This is a genomic window from Enterobacter sp. PL_is379, assembly GCF_055817355.1.
In genome coordinates this window covers 323116-341592 of record NZ_JBVPGT010000032.1, presented here as the reverse complement: position 1 = coordinate 341592, position 18477 = coordinate 323116, and the positions used below count along the sequence as shown (strand labels likewise).

Genomic DNA, 18477 nt, shown 5'->3' with positions numbered 1-18477 from the left:
CTCGGCTCCTGATTATTTAGCGGTCTTACGGTATTGCTCGATAAGTTCGATGAAGTGATCGAACAGCGGCGCGGCGTCGTGTGGGCCCGGGCTGGCTTCCGGGTGGCCCTGGAAGCTGAACGCTGGCTTATCGGTACGGTGGATGCCCTGCAGGGTGCCATCGAACAGCGACTTGTGGGTCACGCGCAGGTTAGCCGGCATTGAGGCTTCATCGACGGCAAAGCCGTGGTTCTGCGCGGTGATCATCACCGTGTTGTTATCGATGTCTTTCACCGGGTGGTTACCACCGTGGTGGCCGAACTTCATCTTAACGGTGTTCGCACCGCTCGCCAGGGCCAGCAGCTGATGGCCGAGACAGATGCCGAATACCGGGATGTCGGTTTCCAGGAAGGACTTAATGGCGGCGATAGCGTAATCGCACGGCGCCGGGTCGCCAGGGCCGTTGGACAGGAAAATACCGTCCGGATTCATCTTCAGCACGTCTTCGGCAGACGTTTGTGCCGGCACCACCGTCAGGCGGCAGCCGCGGTCAACCAGCATGCGCAGGATGTTGCGCTTGGCGCCGAAATCGTAGGCCACCACGTGGAACGGCAGCTCGCTCTCTTTTTTCGCTTCCGGCAGGTCGCCTGAAAGCGTCCAGCTCCCCTGAGTCCAGCTGTAGGCTTCAGCGGTAGTCACTTCTTTCGCCAGGTCCATGCCGTTCAGGCCCGGGAAGGCTTTCGCTTTTTCCAGCGCCAGCGTCGCATCGAGGTTATCACCCGCGATAATGCAGCCGTTCTGTGCACCCTTCTCGCGCAGCAGACGCGTTAACTTACGGGTATCGATATCGGCAATCGCCACGATGTTATGGCGCTTCAGGTAAGAAGAGAGGTCTTCGGTATTGCGGAAGTTGCTGGCAATCAGCGGCAGGTCGCGAATGACCAGGCCTTGCGCATGTACCTGAGAAGATTCTTCGTCAGCAGCATTGGTGCCGACATTGCCGATATGAGGATAAGTAAGAGTAACGATTTGGCGAGAATAGGAAGGATCAGTGAGGATTTCTTGATAACCGGTCATTGAAGTATTGAAAACGACTTCCCCAACCGCCGAACCCGTTGCCCCTATGGCCCGACCGATAAACTGGGTTCCGTCTTCCAGAACCAATAGCGCTGACTTAATCAAAACACCCTCCAGAGAATATTCACTCACTTTATTTGCATATTAATTCATAACCATGTCATGGATCAATGCAAATGTGTTGCCAGCGGATTTTTGGCAAACGGCGGCATTCTGGGGATTTGGTGGGTAAAAGTCAACTTAAAACGGATATTTTGTTTAGTCTTTTGCAGGCCTGGCGAGAGGAATGAGGCTTAAGCGACAAAAAGATCAGGTAAATCACTGCGGAAAACGCTTGCGCGCTTGGTTTAATAAAAAATCAGCGGATGGAGCATCATAAAGTGGACCAAATGGTCAAAATTTACATTTCAGCAACGTTAAAACGCAGCAATAGATAGTTTTTTATAGGTCTATAGCCTGATTCACATTTAAACAGTCAAAAATAAAAGGGCAATAAAATATTGCCCTATGCAATCAAACAATTACGACTGCAATAACCACATCACGATGGGTAATAATGCTTACAAATTGTTGAGATCAAGCACATCTCGCATATCAAAAAGGCCATCTTTTTTATTTTTCAGCCACAAAGCGGAGCGTACGGCGCCGTTAGCAAATGTCATTCGGCTGGAGGCTTTATGCGTAATCTCGACACGTTCACCAATATCGGCGAACATCGCCGTGTGTTCGCCGACAATGTCACCCGCTCGCACGGTGGCGAAACCAATGGTGCCCGGTACGCGTTCGCCGGTGTGACCTTCGCGGGTATAGACCGCGCACTCTTTTAAATCTTTATCGAGTGCATGCGCAATCGCTTCGCCCATCGCCAGCGCCGTACCTGATGGCGCATCAACTTTGTAACGGTGGTGAGCTTCTACGATCTCAATATCGGTATAGTTGCCCATCACCTTCGCGGCCTTCTCCAGCAGCTTCAGCATGACGTTAACGCCCACGCTGAAGTTTGCGGCGAAGACAATCGCAATCTCTTTTGATGCATCCTGGATAGCCTGCTTACCCGCGTCGTCAAAACCGGTGGTGCCGATCACCATCCCCTTGCCGTGCTGACGGCAAAACGCCAGATGCGTGAGCGTCCCTTCCGGGCGGGTAAAATCGATGAAGACATCGAAGTCCTCTTTTACCGCCTCCAGGCTGCTTTGCACGGTAACGCCCGTGTGGCCTGCGCCCGCCAGCTCACCGGCATCGGTCCCCAGAAGTGAAGAACCTTCACGCTCCAGGGCCGCGCCAAGCGCGACGCCATCCATCTGAAGAGCCGCCTGAATAAGCTGACGGCCCATACGTCCACCCGCGCCCGCAATGGCGACACGGATCTGTGCATCATGCATAGTTATTCTCTTACGTTAAAATGATGTAAACCGTTTTCAGATTAACCAGCCTTGAGAAGCACTGCCAACTGAAAACACCGATAATTAGAATTTAACGTGAAACCGACTTAAATATCAGTAAAAGACATGATTTTGTCGTCACGATAAAGTAACGGTTAAAAAAAAGGCCAGCACAGGAGGTGCTGGCCTTTCATCAGAAAAGGGACTATTCGACTTCGCGGGCATCAATGCGCAGTTCTTTCGGGACTTCGAAAACGATGTTCTCCTCACGTCCTTCCAGCGGCACCGCTTCGCCACCGCCCAGCTCCTGCAAACGGGAAATGACGTTCTGAACCAGAATATCTGGCGCAGACGCCCCGGCCGTCACGCCGACACAGGCCGCATGCTTAACCCACGCTTCCTGAATATCCGACGCGTCATCAATCAGGAACGCTGCCTTCCCCATGCGCTGCGCCAGTTCGGCCAGGCGATTGGAGTTAGACGAGTTTTTGGAGCCGACCACCAGCACCACATCCGCCTGTTCAGCCAGTGCGCGCACCGCTTCCTGACGGTTAGTGGTCGCATAGCAGATATCATCTTTACGCGGACCGACGATTTTCGGGAAGCGCTGACGCAGGGCGTCAATCACGTCTGAGGTATCGTCTACGGAGAGCGTCGTCTGGGTCATAAACGATAGACGGGCTTCATTTTTCACGTTCAGCGTCAGGACATCTTCAGGCGACTCGACCAGATACATCCCCCCTTCCGGGTTGCTGTACTGGCCCATGGTGCCTTCAACTTCCGGATGACCGGCATGGCCAATCAGAATCGACTCTTCACCACGACGGCTGGCGCGCGCCACTTCCATATGCACCTTGGTCACCAGTGGACAGGTGGCATCGAATACGGTCAGATCGCGGCTTTTCGCTTCGTTACGTACCGCCTGGGAGACGCCGTGCGCGGAGAAGATCAGGATTGCACCGTCCGGCACTTCGCTGATCTGCTCAATAAAGATGGCGCCGCGCTCGCGCAGGCTGTCAACCACGTAGCGGTTATGCACCACTTCGTGACGTACATAAATCGGCGCGCCGTAAATCTCCAGCGCGTTTTCAACAATGCTGATAGCGCGGTCTACACCGGCGCAAAAGCCGCGCGGGTTAGCCAACAGGATCTGCATTTCAGGCCTCCAGTGCAGGATCGATTTCCAGCACTTCAACATCAAAATGAACGGTACGCCCGGCAAGCGGATGGTTGAAATCAACGGTAATCGAGTCGCCGTTGATTTCGCGGATCACGCCAGGCATTTCGCTGCCGTCCATAGCGGTAAAGAGCATAATCGCCCCGATTTCCGGTTCGCCCGCGTCCATGAACTCACGGCGCGAGAAATACTGGATCAGATCGGGACTTGGCACGCCAAACGCGGCATCCGGCTCCAGCGAAAAGGCTTTTTTCTCACCCTCTTTCAGACCGAGAAGCTGCTGCTCAAGACCTTCAGACAGGGAAGTATCGCCAAGACGAAACAGGGCCGGTTTGCCGTTATTGCGGGTGGATTCGGCCGTTGAGCCATCATCCAGCTTCAGCGTGAAGTGAACGAGAACCGCGCTGTTGCTCTGTACGGATTTAGACATGCAAATTGCTCGCTTGTTTTGCCCGGTGGCGCTGCGCTTGCCGGGCCTACATTAACCGTAGGCCGGGTAAGCGCAGCGCCCCCCGGCTGGTTTTTACGCCTGCTCTTTCGCGGCGGGTTTCGGCAGGAAGCCTTCCAGCACGATTAACGCCGCACCGATGCAAATTGCGCTATCGGCGAGGTTAAAGGTCGCGAAGTGCCAGTCGCCGACGTAGAAGTCGATCATATCGACCACAAAGCCGTGCCACAGGCGGTCAAACAGGTTGCCCAGCGCGCCGCCAATGATCAGCGCGTAGGCGATGTTATTCAGCTTTTGCGTCGCCTTCGAGCGGTACATCAGCACAGCCAGGATCACGCAGATACCAAGAGCGATACCCGCAAAGAACCAGCGCTGCCAGCCACCGCTATCGGCAAGGAAACTGAACGCTGCGCCGTAGTTACGTGCGTAGTGCAGGTTAAGTGACGGGAACAGCGGGACCGTCTCCCCCAGAGCAAAATTCTGGAGGATCAGGAACTTGCTGCCCAGATCGATAATCAGCACCACCACAACCAGCCACAGCCAGCGCAGTCCTGTTGAACAGAGAGTTTTACTCATCAGGCAAACTTACGTTTTTCGCCGTCACCGGCGACGTTGCTTACACAGCGTCCGCAGATGTCTGCGTGTTCCGCCACCTGACCGACATCGGTGGTGTAATGCCAGCAGCGCGGGCATTTCTCACCGTCGGCTTTGCTCAGCGCGACTTTCAGTCCTTTGAGCAGTTCGCTCTGCTGAGCATCAGCAGAAGCCTCGGCATAATCCGCAACTTTCGCACCGGAGGTCAACAGGACAAATCGTAATTCATCGCCCAGCGCCGTCAGCTTCGCCGCCAGCTCCGGTTCAGCGTACAGCGTGACTGCTGCTTCCAGAGAGCCGCCGACTTTCTTGTCTGCACGCGCCTGCTCGATAACCTTGTTCACTTCGCCACGCACTTTCAGCAGCTCGTCCCAGAAGGCATCGTTCATCGCTTCGGTGCTGGAGAGGTCGAACAGATCTTCGTACCACTCGCCGGTGAAGACATACTTCTCACGATCGCCCGGCAGGTAACCCCAGATTTCATCCGCGGTGAAGGACATGATCGGCGCCATCCAGCGTACCAGCGCTTCTGCGATATGGAACAGCGCGGTCTGGCAGCTACGACGCGCCACGCTATCCGCTTTCGCGGTGTACTGGCGGTCTTTGATGATGTCGAGGTAGAACGAGCCCATCTCAATGGAGCAGAAGCGCATCAGGCGCTGCACCACTTCGTGGAAGTCATAAGACTCATAGGCCTTCAGGATATCTTCCTGCGCCGCTTTCGCGCAGCCTACCGCCCAGCGGTCCAGCACGACCATCTCTTCTGGTTTCACCATGTCTTTTGCCGGATCGAACCCGTTCAGGTTCGCCAGCAGGAAGCGCGCGGTGTTACGGATACGACGATAGCTGTCGGCAGCACGTTTCAGGATCTCGTCAGATACCGCCATTTCGCCGGTGTAGTCGGTCGACGCCACCCACAGACGCAGAATGTCTGCGCCCAGCTTGTTCATCACGTCCTGCGGAGAAACGGTGTTACCGATAGATTTGGACATCTTACGGCCCTGACCATCCACGGTGAAACCGTGAGTCAGTACCTGACGGTAAGGCGCTTTACCCTTCATGGCGGTAGAGATCATCAGAGATGACATGAACCAGCCGCGGTGTTGGTCAGAGCCTTCCAGATACATGTCGGCAGCGTGACCGGCAAACTCCGGACGCACGTCAACCACGGAAGAGTGGGTCGATCCGGAGTCGAACCACACGTCCAGGGTATCCGGCACTTTCTCGTAATTGTCTGCGTCAGCGCCCAGGATGTCGCGGGCGTCGAGATCCCACCACGCCTGAATGCCGTCAACTTCGACACGTTTCGCCACTTCTTCCATCAGTTCCAGGGTGTTCGGGTGCAACTCCTGCGTCTCTTTATGTACGAACAGAGACATCGGCACGCCCCAGGTACGCTGACGGGAGATACACCAGTCAGGACGGTTAGCCACCATGGATTCGATACGCGCCTGGCCCCAGTCAGGGATCCACTGCACGCCTTTGATCTCTTTCAGAGACTGCTCGCGCAGGCCCTTCTGATCCATGCTGACGAACCACTGCGGGGTCGCACGGAAGATGATCGGGGTCTTGTGACGCCAGCAGCACGGATAGCTGTGCTGCATTTTTTCAACGTGCAGCAGCGCGCCGCTGGTGCGCAGCATGTCGACGATGATGTCGTTCGCTTTGAAGACGTTGATGCCGTCCAGCGCCGGATAGGTGCCAGGCAGGTAAGATCCGTCCGGGCCCACCGGGTTAGCAATTTCCAGACCGTACTTCAGGCTGATGTTGTAGTCGTCAGGACCGTGGCCACCGGCGGTATGTACCGCACCGGTACCCGCTTCCAGCGTCACGTGGTCGCCGAGGATCGCCGGAACGTCGAAGTCCAGGAACGGATGTTTGAAGCGCATCAGCTCCAGCGCGTCACCTTTCACGGTGCCCAGCACGGTGTAGTCGGTGATATGCGCACGCTTCAGCACGCTTTCAACCAGATCTTTCGCCAGGATAACCGCCTGACCTTCAACCTGAACCAGCGCGTATTCGAACTCACCGGACAGGGAGATCGCGCGGTTCGCAGGCAGGGTCCACGGGGTGGTGGTCCAGATCACCAGCGAGATTGGGCCGTTTACTGAGGAGACGCCAAATTTGGCTTTCACTGCATCCTGATCGACGGCCTGGAAGGCCACGTCGATAGATGGAGAGGTTTTGTCGTAATACTCCACTTCCGCTTCTGCCAGCGCAGAGCGGCAGTCCACGCACCAGTGCACCGGCTTAGCGCCTTTGTGCAGGTGGCCGTTACCGATAATTTTACCCAGCGCACGAATGATGTTGGCTTCGGTTTTGAAGTCCATGGTCAGGTACGGGTGCGACCAGTCGCCCAGCACGCCCAGACGGATGAAGTCAGCGCGCTGACCGTCAACCTGCGTAGCGGCGTATTCGCGGCACTTCGCACGGAACTCGGCGGCGGTGAACTTCTCACCCGGCTTGCCAAACTCCTGCTCCACTTTCAGCTCGATTGGCAGACCGTGGCAGTCCCAGCCCGGAACGTAAGGCGAGTCATATCCCGCGAGGCCTTTGGACTTCACGATAATGTCTTTCAGAATCTTGTTAACCGAGTGACCAATATGAATGCTGCCATTCGCATATGGAGGGCCATCATGCAGAATGAAGGATTTTTTGCCTTTTTTGGCTGCACGAATGATGCCGTACAGGTCATCATCGGTCCAACGCGCCAGCATTCCCGGTTCGCGCTTGGCGAGATCGCCGCGCATCGGGAACCCTGTTTCCGGCAAATTCAGGGTTGATTTATAGTCACTCATCAGATTCTCGGTTCCGTATTTATCACGTAGGCAGTTAAGCCGGGTTCAAAGCCCAAAAAACTCGCGGGCCGTCAATTCATCTCGCGCAATTTGCGCTTTGAGTTCATCCAGCGAACCAAATCGCTGCTCGTTGCGTATTTTTTTACGCAGTATCACATCTATATGGCGACCATACAGGTCCATTACAACGTCCAGCAGGTGCACTTCCAGCTGTTGACGCACACCGGCGACGGTCGGACGCGTGCCAATATTGGCGACGCCGTAAAACGGCTTATCGCCCAGTCCTGCCACTTCCACCGCATACACCCCTTTAACCGGGGAAACCTGACGACGCAGCGGTATATTCGCCGTCGGGAAGCCTATCGTGCGCCCCAGCGCATCGCCATGGACCACGCGGCCAGAGATGGTGAACGGATGCCCCAGTAGGGTCTCTGCCGTATCCAGTTCGTCATCGGCCAGTGCCCGGCGTACCGCCGTGCTGCTGACGCGAACGCCGCCTTCACAGAAGGTCATCGCGCTGGTGACGTCAAAACCGTACTCCAGACCAGCCTTCTGTAATAGCAAGAAATCGCCCTGACGACCAGCGCCAAAGCGGAAATCATCGCCCACGGCGAGAAACTGTACGCCAAGACGCTTAACCAGCAGGTCGCTGACAAAATTTTGTGCTGTCAGCGCGGCAAAGCGGCGATCGAAACGTACACACAATACGTAGTCCACACCGGACTCTGCCAGGTAGCGCAACTTCTCGCGCAGGCGAGTGAGACGGGCGGGAGATTTATCACCCGCGAACAGCTCCAGCGGCTGCGGTTCGAAAATCATCACCACAACGGGCAGGCCACGGGCCTCCCCTTCTTTACGCAATCCCTGCAACAGCGCCTGATGACCACGATGCACGCCGTCGAAATTACCAATGGTCAGCACGCACCCGTGTGGCGCGCTACTGAGATTATGTATGCCGCGTATCAGCTTCATGTCTGGCTCAAAACAGTGAAAATCGCCAAAGTATACCTTGTACAACGGTTAAGGTTAACCGGCGATTGTTCGTGCAAAACAGAAAGCCGTAATGATTTCATCAGGCTGACCTTTCGCAGCGAAAAAATCTGCTCGTGAACTGCGATTTTTATGCCGAAAGGCTGTATTCAGGGAAGACAAGCTGGTAGAATCCTGCGCCATCACTACGTAACGTAGCGTCGCTAATTAACGGCGCTTATTTGCACAAATCCATTGACAAAAGAAGGCAAAGAGGGCATATTCCTCGGCCTTTGAATTGTCCACATAGATCATATTTGGGAGTTGGACTTGGCTAATATCAAATCAGCTAAGAAACGTGCCGTTCAGTCTGAAAAGGCTCGTAAGCACAACGCAAGCCGTCGCTCTATGATGCGTACTTTCATCAAGAAAGTATACGCAGCAATCGAAGCAGGCGACAAAGCTGCAGCGCAGAACGCATTTAACGAAATGCAACCAATCGTGGATCGTCAGGCTGCTAAAGGTCTGATCCATAAAAACAAAGCAGCGCGTCATAAAGCAAACCTGACTGCGCAGATCAACAAACTGGCTTAATCGCTACTTGTTGTTGCTTGTTTAAAGAACCCGCTTAACGCGGGTTTTTTTATGTCTTCAGATTGCCGGTGGCGTAAACAGCGCTGAATAGTCGCGGTTACAGATTCGCTGTACCGCCGGGTGCTGAATCATTCTTTCGGCAAATATGGCGTGATACTCCTCCATCACGTTATCCACTCTGCCTATCTCCGTAATCTTATCGTCCGAATAGAGATCGTGCGCGTACAGCGTCGGCGCAACGAAGATCGCGTTATGCGCTTCGCCAAAGGCTTTCATCAGCGCCGCATCGTCGAACTCACCGAGTATCTCCACGTTCAGCCCCTGCGAGTTAAACCAGTTCAGCAGCTTGCGTCCGAGCATGGAACGTCTTCCCGGCACCAGCAGGCGACGCTCTTCCAGGCACGCGGGGAACGGTTTTTCCGGCGGCGGGTTAATACACCAGAAGCTGACGCCGCATTCACCAATCTTCACCGAAAACAGCCCTTCCTGCTGGGTGGAGTCAATCGGGCAGTCCGATATAATCATATCCAGCTTGTGCTGGCTGAGCTGTTCCAGCAGCATCTCATGGGTGGATTCAAAGCAGCGCAGATGGATTTGCTCATCTTCCACCACCGCCGCATCCAGCACGCCACTCACCAGCCGCTTGGACAGCGCATCCGCCACGCCAACATCAAAGAGCAGGTTCGACTCTTTGCGGTAGTTGACGATATCCAGCATCTCCTGGCTCAGGGTGAACATTTTATCCGCGTAGCGGAAAACCAGTTCACCCAGTTCGCTGGGTTCAATCCCACGCCCCTTACGCTTGAACAGCTTACCCTGCAGGCGCTCTTCCAGGGCCTTGATTTGCCCGGTGATGGTTTGCGGCGTCAGGTAGAGCGCCTCTGCCGCCCCCACCACCGAGCCCTGTTTATAGACGTGCCAGAAGTAGTACAGATGGTTGTAATTTAAATGAGACATCGCGTCTTCTCTCCCTGAGTGTGTATCGGGAGAAGGCTCGCCTCCTCCCGGTGTTCCGTTATGCCTGGACGGCCTGTCCGGACAATTTCATCTTCAACAAGGTATAACCGATTACCGCGGCCAGTAATGACCCGATGAGAATGCCGAGTTTCGCCCAGACGATAAGCTCAGGCGCATGCGCACCAAACGCCAGCGTCGAGATAAAGATCGACATCGTAAACCCGATGCCACACAGCACGCCGACGGCCATAATCTGCTTAAAGGTGGTGCCGTGCGGCAAAGAGGCCAGCTTCAGCTTCGTCGCCAGCCAGCAGAAGAGGCTAATACCCAGCGGCTTGCCGATAAACAGCCCGGCAATAATGCCCAGCGGCAGCACGGACGTTAGCCCGTCCAGCGTCACGCCACCCAGCGACACACCGGCGTTGGCAAACGCAAACAGCGGCAGGATCATAAAGGCGACCCACGGGTGCAGCACATGCTCCAGCTGTTTGGCAGGCGACTTGCCGTCCTGCGGCTTCAGCGGTACGAAGAAGCCGACGATCACGCCCGCCAGCGTGGCGTGCACGCCTGATTTCAGCACCGCCGTCCACAGCACCATCCCCACGAGGATGTATATACCGATACGGCGAACATTGAAGATGTTCAGCAGCGCCAGCACCGCAATCGCCCCGGCGGCCACGCTCAGGGACAGGATCGACAGATCGCTGGTGTAGAACAGTGCGATAATCACAATGGCACCCAGGTCATCGATTATCGCCAGCGCCATCAGGAAGATTTTCAGGGCCACCGGCACGCGGCTTCCCAGCAATGCCAGCACCCCGAGCGCAAAGGCGATATCCGTCGCAGCCGGGATCGCCCAGCCGTGACGTGCAATCGGATCCTGCCAGGTGAACGCCAGGAAGAGCAGCGCCGGCACCACCATCCCGCCGAGCGCGGCAATCACCGGAAACGCCGCGCGCTGGCGGCTGGCAAGCGAGCCCAGTACCAGCTCACGCTTAACCTCAAGCCCGACGAGCAGGAAGAACACCGCCATCAGCGCATCGTTGATCCACAGCAGCATGTTCTTGTTAATTTCGAGCGCCCCGACCTTCAGCTCAACGGGCGTTTCCAGAAATGCATGGTAGAGTTCCTGCGTGATGCCAAGGTTAGCCAGCACCATCGCGGCCGCAGCGGCAATAATCAGGATCACGCCGCCGGACGCCTCACTGCTAAAAAAACGGTGTAGTAATTTCACTTTAATTCTCTCTGTTACAACAATACCTCGATAAAACCATAATACCAAGCCAAATAGCTCGGCAAAAACAGATTAATATTGAGTATAGATTCAGTTTTACCGATCAATACCCGTAAATAGAAAAAGCCCGGAATCGCTTCCGGGCTTTTGCGGATGAAAATCTGAGAACAGATTAACGGGTCAAATCATCGAAGAATTTTTTGACGCCATCGAAGAAGCTTTTGGAACGCGGGCTGTTTTTCTCACCCGTCGGGCCACCAAAGCTCTCCTGCAGCTCTTTCAGCAGCTGTTTCTGCTTGTCGTTCAGGCCAACCGGCGTTTCAACGACGACGCGGCACAGCAGGTCGCCCTGCGCACCACCGCGAACGGACTTAACGCCTTTCCCGCGCATGCGGAACAGCTTACCGGTCTGGGTTTCGCCTGGCACTTTCAGGTTCACGCGACCATCCAGCGTCGGTACTTCGATTTCACCACCGAGTGCCGCCATCGCGAAGTTGATCGGCACTTCGCAGTACAGGTTATTACCTTCGCGCTCGAAGATGGCGTGCTGCTTCACCTGTACCTGAACGTACAGATCGCCTGCCGGTGCACCGTGTTCACCTGCTTCACCTTCACCCGCCAGACGAATGCGGTCGCCCGTATCGACGCCGGCCGGGATTTTAACGGAGAGGGTCTTGGTTTTCTCAACGCGACCATGACCGTGGCATTTGGTGCACGGATCTTTAATCAGCGTACCGCGACCGTGACAGTGCGGACAGGCCTGCTGTACCGCGAAGAAGCCCTGACGCATCTGCACCTGACCAGAGCCGTGACAGGTTGGACAGGTCTGAGGCTGTGTACCTGCTTTCGCGCCGCTGCCGTGGCAAACGTCACACTCTTCCAGCGTCGGAATACGGATCTCTTTGGTGACACCGCGGACGGCCTCTTCCAGCGTCAGCTCCATGTTGTAGCGCAGGTCCGCGCCGCGCGCCGCGCGCTGACGACCACGGCCACCGCCGAAGATGTCGCCAAACACATCGCCAAAGATATCGCTGAAGTCAGCGCCGCCGCCAAAGCCGCCGCCACCGAATCCACCGCCGCCCATGCCGCCCTGTTCAAAGGCTGCGTGACCGTACTGGTCATAGGCCGCACGTTTTTGTGCATCGGTCAGGACTTCGTAGGCTTCTTTGATCTCTTTAAATTTGGCTTCAGCCTCTTTATCACCCTGGTTACGGTCCGGGTGGAATTTCATGGCCAGGCGCTTATACGCCTTTTTGATTTCACGCTCTTCCGCAGTTTTCGGAACGCCTAAAATCTCGTAATAGTCTTGCTTTGCCATTGGTTTTTTTAAGCCCCTTAACATGCGAGCACGGGCGTGGAGAGTTCTCCTACGCCCGTGCCGATTAATTACCCTGCATCAGGGCGATTATTTTTTATCTTTAACTTCTTCGAACTCAGCGTCGACAACGTCGTCGTCTTTCGCGTTGTTCGCTGAAGCGTCAGCGCCCGCCTGCTGTTGAGCGTGCTGCTGCTGAGCGATTTCCATCAGCTTCTGAGAAGCCTGCGCCAGTTCCTGCATCTTCGCTTCGATGTCCGCTTTGTCTTCACCTTTCAGTGAGGATTCCAGCGCACTCAGTGCAGCTTCGATAGCAGTCTTGTCTTCCGCTGGCAGTTTATCGCCTGCTTCTTCAACCTGCTTACGGGTGCTGTGCAGCAGATGGTCACCCTGGTTACGGGTCTGAACCAGCTCTTCGAACTTACGGTCGGATTCCGCGTTAGCTTCGGCATCGCGAACCATTTTTTCGATTTCCGCTTCGTTCAGGCCAGAAGATGCCTTGATGGTGATCTTCTGCTCTTTACCGCTGTTTTTGTCTTTCGCAGACACGTGCAGGATACCGTCAGCATCGATGTCGAAGGTCACTTCGATCTGCGGCATGCCGCGCGGTGCCGGGTTAATACCGTCCAGGTTGAACTGACCCAGAGATTTGTTATCCGCCGCACGCTTACGCTCACCCTGAATCACATGGATGGTTACCGCAGACTGGTTGTCTTCAGCGGTAGAGAACACCTGGCTGTGTTTCGTCGGGATGGTGGTGTTTTTGTTGATGAGCGCAGTCATCACACCGCCCATGGTTTCGATACCCAGAGACAGCGGGGTAACGTCCAGCAGCAGTACGTCTTTAACTTCACCGGTCAGTACGCCACCCTGAACCGCAGCACCGATTGCAACTGCTTCATCCGGGTTAACGTCTTTACGTGGCTCTTTACCAAAGAACTCAGCCACTTTCTTCTGAACCATTGGCATACGGGTCTGACCACCGACCAGGATAACGTCCTGGATATCGGATACGGACAGGCCAGCATCCTGCAGAGCAACTTTCAGCGGCTCGATAGAACGGTTCACCAGGTCTTCTACCAGGCTTTCCAGTTTCGCACGGGTCACTTTGATGTTCATGTGTTTAGGACCGGTCGCGTCTGCAGTGATGTATGGCAGGTTCACGTCGGTCTGCTGAGCGGAAGACAGCTCGATCTTCGCTTTCTCAGCGGCTTCTTTCAGGCGCTGCATAGCCAGCGGGTCGTTACGCAGGTCAATGCCCTGATCTTTCTTGAACTCGTCAACGAGGTAGTTGATCAGACGGGTATCGAAGTCTTCACCACCCAGGTGGGTATCACCGTTGGTTGCCAGAACTTCGAAGGTTTTTTCGCCGTCAACTTCGTCGATTTCGATAATAGAGATATCGAAGGTACCACCACCCAGGTCGTAAACCGCGATAGTACGGTTGCCAACTTCTTTATCCAGACCGTAAGCCAGTGCAGCCGCGGTTGGTTCGTTGATGATACGTTTTACTTCCAGACCTGCGATACGGCCAGCATCTTTGGTTGCCTGACGCTGAGCATCGTTGAAGTAGGCAGGTACGGTAATAACAGCTTCAGTTACCGGCTCACCCAGGTAATCTTCAGCGGTTTTCTTCATTTTCTTCAGCACTTCAGCAGAAATCTGCGGTGGTGCAGTTTTAGCGCCTTTCACATCAAGCCATGCATCGCCGTTATCTGCCGCGATGATTTTGTAAGGCATGATGGAAACGTCACGCTGAACTTCTTCGTCCTGGAAGCGGCGACCGATCAGGCGTTTAATCGCAAACAGGGTGTTTTGCGGGTTTGTCACTGCCTGACGTTTAGCCGGCTGACCAACCAGAGTTTCACCATCCTGGGTATAAGCAATGATAGAAGGCGTGGTGCGATCGCCCTCGGCGTTCTCCAGCACGCGTGCAGTAGTGCCATCCATAATCGCTACACAAGAGTTGGTAGTACCCAGGTCGATACCAATAATTTTACCCATCTAAACGTCTCCACTAAAAATTCAGTCAACATGTGGTTGTGTACCTGTAATAAGGGCAGAACGTGCTTTTTCAACTGCCCAGATTTGATTTTTTTCAGGTCCACACACTGCGGTTGACTACAAGATGGGGTCGCGACGGCATCCATCAAGGGGGAATGATAAAAAAAATTTTAATTTCACCCTGATGAGATCATAGACGCCATCGATTGCGCCCATTATGATGCCGCGCCCAGTCAGGGAGAACTGACGCGGGTTTAACCATTTCACCATATTAATGATGATTTTTTTGAGGACTTATGGGCAACACTAAGTTGGCTAATCCGGCTCCGCTGGGCCTGATGGGTTTTGGCATGACCACTATCCTGCTGAACCTGCACAATATCGGGATGTTCCCGATGGATGGCATCATCCTGGCGATGGGCATTTTTTACGGCGGTATCGCGCAAATCTTCGCGGGCCTGCTGGAATATAAGAAAGGCAATACCTTCGGCTTAACCGCATTCACCTCTTACGGTTCTTTCTGGCTGACCCTGGTTGCCATTCTGCTGCTGCCTAAAATGGGCATGGCAGACGCGGCAAACGCCCACTTCCTGGGCGTTTATCTGGGCCTGTGGGGCATCTTCACCCTGTTCATGTTCTTCGGTACCCTGAAAGGCAACCGCATGCTGCAGTTCGTCTTCCTGAGCCTGACCGTCCTGTTCGCCCTGCTGGCGATTGGTCACCTGGTGGATAACGAAGGCATCGTTCATGTTGCAGGCTGGATTGGTCTAGTTTGCGGCGCAAGCGCTATCTACCTGGCAATGGGTGAAGTGCTGAACGAGCAGTTTGACCGCACCGTTCTACCGATTGGTGAAAAACACTGATCCCTCTGTCGTGCCCGCCTCGCGGGCACGACATTCCCCCGCCTGACGAAGCCAAAATCCTAATACCAGCCCCATCAGCGAGAGTGCGAGTACATACCAGGCTGGCGCCATCGGCGACACGCCCATCAGCACGGTGACCGCAATCGGCGTCAGCCCACCGAAAATGGCATACGACACGTTGTAAGAGAACGAGATCCCGGTGAAACGAACTTCCGGCGGGAATGCTCGCACCATGACGTAAGGCACAGCCCCCACTACGCCCACGCACAGCCCTACCACGCCGTACAGCAGGAACAGCTGTTCAGGATGGCTGCCCGCCAGATGGTAAAACGCCCAGCTTGATGCGGCCAGTAGCAGGCTACCGACGATAAAGGTAACGCTGGCACCAAAACGATCTGCCGCCAGCCCGGCGGCCAGACAGCCAAAGCAGAGCATGATTGTCGCGATACTGTTCGCCTGTAGCGTCACGGCAGGGGCGAAGCCGTATTGTTTTTGCAGCCAGACCGGGGACATCAATATCACCACCACAATGCCCGCCGAGAGCAGCCAGGTCAGCAGCATCGATACCACCACCGCTTTTTTATGGCGTACCACAACCGCCTTCACCGGCAGCTCCTGCGCCAGCGCTTTGCGCTGCTGCATCTCGAGGAAAATCGGCGTCTCCTGCAGCCAGCGGCGCAGGTACATCGCGACCAGACCAAACGCTCCGCCCAGCAGGAACGGAATACGCCAGCCCCAGTCGTGCACGGCCTGCTGCGTCATGCTGGTATTCACAATTGTTGCGACCACCGAGCCGAGCAGGATCCCGACCGTCAGCCCCGCCGTTAAGGTTCCGCAGGCGATACCAATGCGGCGCACGGGAACATGTTCCGCGACAAACACCCACGCGCCCGGCACTTCACCGCCAATCGCCGCCCCCTGCAGGACGCGCATCAGCAACAGCAGCAACGGCGCGAGAATGCCCATCGAGGCATAGGTAGGTAGCAAACCAATGGCCAGCGTCGGCACGGCCATCAGCAGGATGCTAAGGGTAAACATCTTCTTACGGCCGACCAGATCGCCAAAGTGGGCCATGATGATGCCGCCCAGCGGACGCGCCAGATACCCGGCGGCAAATATGCCGAAGGTTTGCACCTGACGCAGCCATTCCGGGATATCCGCCGGGAAGAAGAGTTCTCCCACCACGGCGGCGAAGAAGACGAAGATGATAAAGTCGTAAAACTCCAGCGCGCCGCCTAAGGCCGCGAGCGTGAGGGTTTTGTAGTCCTGTCGATTCAGAGGTCGGGTGTTATGTGACATAGCGAACCATTGTGCGTGTGTTGTGGATTTATTTTTACAGTATTCGTAAAGAAAAGATTACTATACCGTAAAAGCTTCACCACGCTATCGCCGCTTCAGCTAATGTCACATATTGGTTAATTTCAGGAGATTGTTTCGCGACGCGCGTTTTTCGGGCGAAAAGCTGCTACCACTTTCTCATCGGTTTCCACATAGGGACCGTCAAGCAGCTGTATACAATACGGTACACTTGCAAAGATGCCATGAACCAGGACGCTGCCATCTTCTGCTTTCAGCCCTTCCAGCGTCTCTTTAATCGACTTCGGCTGGCCCGGCAGGTTCAGGATCAACGCCTGCTTGCGGATCACCCCCACCTGGCGGGAAAGAATGGCCGTCGGAACAAAGTGTAGACTGATCTGGCGCATCTGTTCGCCGAAGCCAGGCATTTCACGATCGGCAATCGCCAGCGTCGCGTCCGGCGTCACGTCGCGGCGCGCGGGGCCGGTTCCGCCCGTCGTCAGAACAAGGTGGCAGCTCATCTCATCCACCAGCTCGCAGAGCGTCTGCTCGATGATCGGCTGTTCGTCAGGGATCAGGCGGGTCTGAATGTCAAAGGGGGTGGTCAGCGCGCTGCCCAACCACTCTTCCAGAGCGGGGATGCCTTTATCCTGGTAAACACCGCTGGAGGCGCGGTCAGAAATCGACACTAAGCCGATGCGTAAGGTATTCATATCCATTCCATTCAAAAAGTACTGATTAAAGGGAATGATACACGCAGAGAGGAGATTCAGACAGGGTACGAAAGAAGTCGCGTGACCGGGAGCCCGGTCACGCAGAATGATTACAGCAGGTCGCCGATCATTTTTTCCAGTTTGCCCTGGTCAACAGCAAACTTACGGATACCGTCCGCCAGCTTGTCTACCGCCATTGGATCCTGGTTGTGCTGCCACAGGAACTCGGATTCCGTGATGCGCTCTGGGCGTGCTTTCACTTCACCAGTGTAAGACAGTTTACGCTCCAGGGTACCTTCGCTTTCTGCCAGCTCTTTCAGCAGCGCAGGCGCGATGGTCAGGCGGTCACAGCCAGCCAGCTCGATGATTTCACCGACGTTACGGAAGCTTGCGCCCATAACCACAGTCTCATAGCCGTGCTGTTTGTAGTATTCGTAGATTTCAGTCACAGAAATCACGCCTGGATCTTCAGCCGGTGCGTACTCTTTCTTATCGGTGTTGGCTTTGTACCAGTCCAGAATACGGCCCACGAACGGAGAAATCAGGTATACGCCTGCTTCTGCACATGCACGCGCCTGCGCGAAGGAGAACAGCAGGGTCAGGTTACAGTTGATACCGTCTTTTTCCAGCTGCTCTGCCGCGCGAATACCCTGCCAGGTAGAAGCCAGTTTGATCAGGATACGGTCGTTGCTGATGCCCGCGTCGTTGTACATTTTGATCAGACGTTTCGCTTTGGCGATAGACGCTTCGGTGTCGTAGGAGAGACGCGCATCCACTTCGGTAGAGATACGGCCAGGAACCAGTTTCAGGATTTCCAGACCGATGTTCACTGCCAGTTTGTCGGTGGCATCCACAACCTGCTGCGCGCGGTCGTTGCTCTGCGCTTTCGCCCAGGTCACTGCGTCGTCAATCAGTTTGCGATACTCAGGGATCTGTGCGGCGTTAAGGATCAGAGAAGGGTTGGTTGTGGCATCCTGCGGCTGGTACAGCTTCATTGCCGCGATATCTCCGGTGTCAGCTACGACAGTGGTGAACTGACGAAGGGAGGTCAATTTATCCGTCATGATAGTGTTTCTC

At 55.2% G+C, this 18477-nt stretch carries 16 protein-coding genes and 1 pseudogene; 2 read left to right on the top strand and 15 right to left on the bottom strand.

Annotated elements, in window-relative coordinates; all coding sequences use genetic code 11:
- Positions 1-12: 12 nt before the first annotated feature.
- The 8 genes and pseudogenes from carA to AC0TOY_RS20460 all read right to left on the bottom strand — a co-directional run bounded on the left by carA (position 13) and on the right by AC0TOY_RS20460 (position 8653).
- Positions 13-1161 (bottom strand): glutamine-hydrolyzing carbamoyl-phosphate synthase small subunit, encoded by a 1149-nt coding sequence (gene carA / locus AC0TOY_RS20495; RefSeq protein WP_024907427.1) that lies wholly within the window; start codon positions 1159-1161, stop codon positions 13-15.
- Between the two features lie 455 nt (positions 1162-1616).
- Positions 1617-2438, bottom strand: a complete 822-nt coding sequence (gene dapB, locus AC0TOY_RS20490) for a 4-hydroxy-tetrahydrodipicolinate reductase (protein WP_024907426.1) — start codon at positions 2436-2438, stop codon at positions 1617-1619.
- A 205-nt stretch (positions 2439-2643) separates the two neighbouring features.
- Positions 2644-3594 carry a 4-hydroxy-3-methylbut-2-enyl diphosphate reductase gene (gene ispH / locus AC0TOY_RS20485; RefSeq protein WP_024907425.1) on the bottom strand — a complete coding sequence of 317 codons (951 nt, stop codon included), beginning with the start codon at positions 3592-3594 and terminating at the stop codon, positions 2644-2646.
- 1 nt (position 3595) lies between these two features.
- Positions 3596-4045 (bottom strand): FKBP-type peptidyl-prolyl cis-trans isomerase, encoded by a 450-nt coding sequence (gene fkpB / locus AC0TOY_RS20480; protein WP_003856450.1) that lies wholly within the window; start codon positions 4043-4045, stop codon positions 3596-3598.
- Positions 4046-4138: 93 nt separating this feature from the next.
- The gene (lspA, locus tag AC0TOY_RS20475; protein ID WP_008502034.1) at positions 4139-4639 is read right to left on the bottom strand and encodes a signal peptidase II; all 501 of its coding nucleotides are present in this window, start codon (positions 4637-4639) and stop codon (positions 4139-4141) included.
- Complete coding sequence (gene ileS, locus AC0TOY_RS20470; RefSeq protein ID WP_473712547.1) at positions 4639-7455, bottom strand: isoleucine--tRNA ligase; 2817 nt, start codon at positions 7453-7455, stop codon at positions 4639-4641. The genes lspA and ileS overlap by 1 nt, the downstream gene beginning before the upstream one ends.
- Positions 7456-7500: 45 nt before the next feature.
- A complete protein-coding gene (ribF, locus tag AC0TOY_RS20465; protein WP_032644021.1) occupies positions 7501-8427 on the bottom strand; it encodes a bifunctional riboflavin kinase/FAD synthetase in 927 nt (308 codons plus the stop codon).
- A gap of 7 nt (positions 8428-8434) precedes the next feature.
- Positions 8435-8653: pseudogene (locus AC0TOY_RS20460) on the bottom strand (DUF2575 domain-containing protein).
- Positions 8654-8754: 101 nt separating this feature from the next.
- Here AC0TOY_RS20460 and rpsT point away from each other — a divergent pair.
- Positions 8755-9018 carry a 30S ribosomal protein S20 gene (rpsT, locus tag AC0TOY_RS20455; RefSeq protein ID WP_003856458.1) on the top strand — a complete coding sequence of 88 codons (264 nt, stop codon included), beginning with the start codon at positions 8755-8757 and terminating at the stop codon, positions 9016-9018.
- A gap of 57 nt (positions 9019-9075) precedes the next feature.
- On the opposite strand, the gene nhaR is transcribed toward rpsT, so the two are convergent.
- From nhaR to dnaK, 4 genes are all read right to left on the bottom strand, one after another.
- Positions 9076-9975 carry a transcriptional activator NhaR gene (gene nhaR / locus AC0TOY_RS20450; protein ID WP_003856462.1) on the bottom strand — a complete coding sequence of 300 codons (900 nt, stop codon included), beginning with the start codon at positions 9973-9975 and terminating at the stop codon, positions 9076-9078.
- A 58-nt stretch (positions 9976-10033) separates the two neighbouring features.
- Positions 10034-11209 carry a Na+/H+ antiporter NhaA gene (gene nhaA, locus AC0TOY_RS20445; RefSeq protein ID WP_473722461.1) on the bottom strand — a complete coding sequence of 392 codons (1176 nt, stop codon included), beginning with the start codon at positions 11207-11209 and terminating at the stop codon, positions 10034-10036.
- Positions 11210-11381: 172 nt separating this feature from the next.
- Positions 11382-12527, bottom strand: coding sequence for a molecular chaperone DnaJ (gene dnaJ, locus AC0TOY_RS20440; protein ID WP_023310347.1), 1146 nt, complete (start codon positions 12525-12527; stop codon positions 11382-11384).
- A gap of 87 nt (positions 12528-12614) precedes the next feature.
- Positions 12615-14528: a molecular chaperone DnaK gene (gene dnaK, locus AC0TOY_RS20435; RefSeq protein WP_024907421.1), complete on the bottom strand. Its 1914-nt coding sequence runs from the start codon at positions 14526-14528 to the stop codon at positions 12615-12617.
- 296 nt (positions 14529-14824) lie between these two features.
- Between dnaK and satP the strand changes: the two genes are divergently transcribed.
- A complete protein-coding gene (satP, locus tag AC0TOY_RS20430; RefSeq protein WP_032649862.1) occupies positions 14825-15391 on the top strand; it encodes an acetate uptake transporter in 567 nt (188 codons plus the stop codon).
- On the opposite strand, the gene AC0TOY_RS20425 is transcribed toward satP, so the two are convergent.
- The 3 genes from AC0TOY_RS20425 to tal form a co-directional block, all read right to left on the bottom strand.
- Positions 15368-16690, bottom strand: coding sequence for an MFS transporter (locus AC0TOY_RS20425; protein ID WP_473722460.1), 1323 nt, complete (start codon positions 16688-16690; stop codon positions 15368-15370). The two genes, satP and AC0TOY_RS20425, sit on opposite strands and share 24 nt — an antisense overlap.
- Positions 16691-16812: 122 nt before the next feature.
- Positions 16813-17400 (bottom strand): molybdopterin adenylyltransferase, encoded by a 588-nt coding sequence (mog, locus tag AC0TOY_RS20420; protein ID WP_023310343.1) that lies wholly within the window; start codon positions 17398-17400, stop codon positions 16813-16815.
- A gap of 110 nt (positions 17401-17510) precedes the next feature.
- Positions 17511-18464: a transaldolase gene (gene tal, locus AC0TOY_RS20415; protein WP_024907418.1), complete on the bottom strand. Its 954-nt coding sequence runs from the start codon at positions 18462-18464 to the stop codon at positions 17511-17513.
- Positions 18465-18477 lie beyond the last annotated feature (13 nt).

Bases quoted from the DNA above. Each gene is read 5' to 3' on its own strand.
- dapB (WP_024907426.1), bottom strand. From the start codon at position 2,438: ATGCATGATGCACAGATCCGTGTCGCCATTGCGGGCGCGGGTGGACGT.
- ispH (WP_024907425.1), bottom strand. From the start codon at position 3,594: ATGCAGATCCTGTTGGCTAACCCGCGCGGCTTTTGCGCCGGTGTAGAC.
- fkpB (WP_003856450.1), bottom strand. From the start codon at position 4,045: ATGTCTAAATCCGTACAGAGCAACAGCGCGGTTCTCGTTCACTTCACG.
- lspA (WP_008502034.1), bottom strand. From the start codon at position 4,639: ATGAGTAAAACTCTCTGTTCAACAGGACTGCGCTGGCTGTGGCTGGTT.
- ileS (WP_473712547.1), bottom strand. From the start codon at position 7,455: ATGAGTGACTATAAATCAACCCTGAATTTGCCGGAAACAGGGTTCCCG.
- ribF (WP_032644021.1), bottom strand. From the start codon at position 8,427: ATGAAGCTGATACGCGGCATACATAATCTCAGTAGCGCGCCACACGGG.
- nhaR (WP_003856462.1), bottom strand. From the start codon at position 9,975: ATGTCTCATTTAAATTACAACCATCTGTACTACTTCTGGCACGTCTAT.
- dnaJ (WP_023310347.1), bottom strand. From the start codon at position 12,527: ATGGCAAAGCAAGACTATTACGAGATTTTAGGCGTTCCGAAAACTGCG.
- dnaK (WP_024907421.1), bottom strand. From the start codon at position 14,528: ATGGGTAAAATTATTGGTATCGACCTGGGTACTACCAACTCTTGTGTA.
- satP (WP_032649862.1), top strand. From the start codon at position 14,825: ATGGGCAACACTAAGTTGGCTAATCCGGCTCCGCTGGGCCTGATGGGT.
- AC0TOY_RS20425 (WP_473722460.1), bottom strand. From the start codon at position 16,690: ATGTCACATAACACCCGACCTCTGAATCGACAGGACTACAAAACCCTC.
- mog (WP_023310343.1), bottom strand. From the start codon at position 17,400: ATGAATACCTTACGCATCGGCTTAGTGTCGATTTCTGACCGCGCCTCC.
- tal (WP_024907418.1), bottom strand. From the start codon at position 18,464: ATGACGGATAAATTGACCTCCCTTCGTCAGTTCACCACTGTCGTAGCT.